The sequence below is a fragment of the Bradyrhizobium sp. P2_E8 genome, assembly GCF_056403875.1.
Map to the genome: position 1 here is coordinate 1 of NZ_JBFUES010001202.1, position 2,026 is coordinate 2,026.

The 2,026-nt window shown below is 59.8% G+C and carries 2 pseudogenes; both read right to left on the reverse strand.

Annotated elements, in window-relative coordinates:
* Positions 1–308: 308 nt before the first annotated feature.
* Positions 309–943, reverse strand: a pseudogene (locus AC1D00_RS38580) (tyrosine-type recombinase/integrase).
* Positions 944–1,146: 203 nt separating this feature from the next.
* A pseudogene (locus tag AC1D00_RS38585) lies at positions 1,147–2,026 on the reverse strand (adenylate/guanylate cyclase domain-containing protein); the annotation flags it as partial.

Sequence of the window (2,026 nt, forward strand, 5' to 3'; positions counted from 1 at the left end):
ATCGGGGGTGCAGGCCCCCTTTCTGACGCGAACTTTTTATTAGTGATCCCCTTACGAATTGGCGCTGGCCTAATTTAATTTAGGAAATGAGCGATGAAAGAAAAATTAAGGACCTGCTATACCCACGCTGGATGGAAATCGTTGGACGCGTCGTCGTCACCATTCTCGGCGTATTGGCGTTGGTCAGTCAGATTTTGCCGCTGGTACCTTTACTGCACCATTGAAGGAGCGACGCCGCCCTTGTCCGCCAGTGGCCCGAAGCAGCGGAGGCAGGACGGGCAGAGCAACATCCGCTCTGCCCGGGCACTTCAGACATCGACCTGTTCCGCTATAGCCAAGGCGACATCTACCTCAATTCCGAGATACCGGACGGTGCTTTCTATCTTGGTATGACCGAGCAGGAGTTGGACGGCTCTCAAGTTGCCTGTCCGCCGATAGATCAGGGTTGCCTTGGTTCGACGGAGTGAATGCGTTCCGAACAGGTGAGGGTCCAATCCTATACCGGCCAGCCAGTCCGATAGCAGGCGTGCATACTGCCGTGTCGTCAGGCTGCGGTCCGGCCCTCTGCGGCCGGTGAACAGACGCTCTCCTGGCTTCTTGCCGGTTGTCCTTAGATAGTCATCGATGGCCTCGCGGGTCGCCTCGGTAAGTTTGAATTTGACCGGCCGGCCGGTCTTCTTCTGGCGGACGCTCGCTCTATCGGCTGCATAGCCGCTTGGTGCAATGTCATCGACTTTGAGGGCGACTACGTCGCATCCACGAAGTTTGCTGTCGATAGCGATGTTGAACAACGCTAGATCGCGAGTCCGGCCTTCGACCTGGAGCTTTGTCCGGATGGACCAGACGTGCTTAGGTCGGAGTGACGGCTTCGCGCCAACATCTTGCCCTGGTTCCACGGGACGCGCTTGGAGAAGTTCTCACTAGTGCTTGGGACATCGGTCATGATGACCTCCTCAGTTGATGAGGATGGTCATTCTCAGGCGGGAAACCTCCTATACCTACACGTCGGCTTCCGGACAATTGGAGGCGAACTTAGCGCCATTTCGATCGATGGGACGGGCGCAAGTGACCCGACTCGCACCTTCGGGGCTTCGACATGTTCACATCGTTGTGGTGTCAATGGGCCGATGCCGCGCCCAGGGCGATTTACTCGTCGAGGCCGTGATCGCCCAACTCGCTCAGCAGCGCTTGGGCCTCCTGGAGGTCGGGGGTACCGAAGCCTTCGGTGAACCAGCCGCAGATTCCTCTGAGGAGATCCCGCGCATCGCGTCGCTCGCCGCGCTCGGCCCACAGCCGGGCGAGCGAAGTCGCGGCGCGGAGCTCAAGGGACCTGGCCTGCTGACTGCGCGCGATCGCGATCGCTGTTCGAAAGCAATTCTCACAGGCCGAAACGTTTGCGGGATTGCAGCGGAGTAGCAACTCGCCCCTAAGGCGATGCAGCTCGGCCTCGTAGAAGCGTTCCGCCCGTTCCTGGACGATGCCGAGTGCCTGGTCGAGAACCGTGAGCCCCTCCTCGATGCGGTTCGCTTTGTTACATGCTTCGGCAATTAGGGCGAGGAAACACGGCTGCCAGAGTCCAGCGCCTGTCGCTCGGAGATCGGCCAGCCCCTGCCGCATTTGCGCGATACAATCGTCAGGCTTCTGTCCGCTCTCGCTCAGCGCCCAACCATGCAAGATCGCGCCCATCGGCCTCCAGAGAGGATAGCCGTGCTCGCTACAGAGCCGGATGGCTGCCTGCGCCATTTCTTCTGTGCTGGGCACTTCGCGGCGGAACTGACGGAGCCACGCGGCCCAGACCAAGGCCAAAGCGCGGCTGTGAGGATGCGAGAGTTCGTCAGCCAAAGCGAGCGCTCTCTGGCTTCTGTCGAGGGCATGGTCGTTAAAGCCCAGAAACCACCAGGCGAGAGCTGCATAAGAAAGACACACGACGCCAGGATCAATGCCATAGGTATAGGCATGCGATCGCAGCAGCTTCGCATCGTAAAGTGCTGTCCCTGCCTCCAGTTTGGCGCGGGCGAGCGCCACC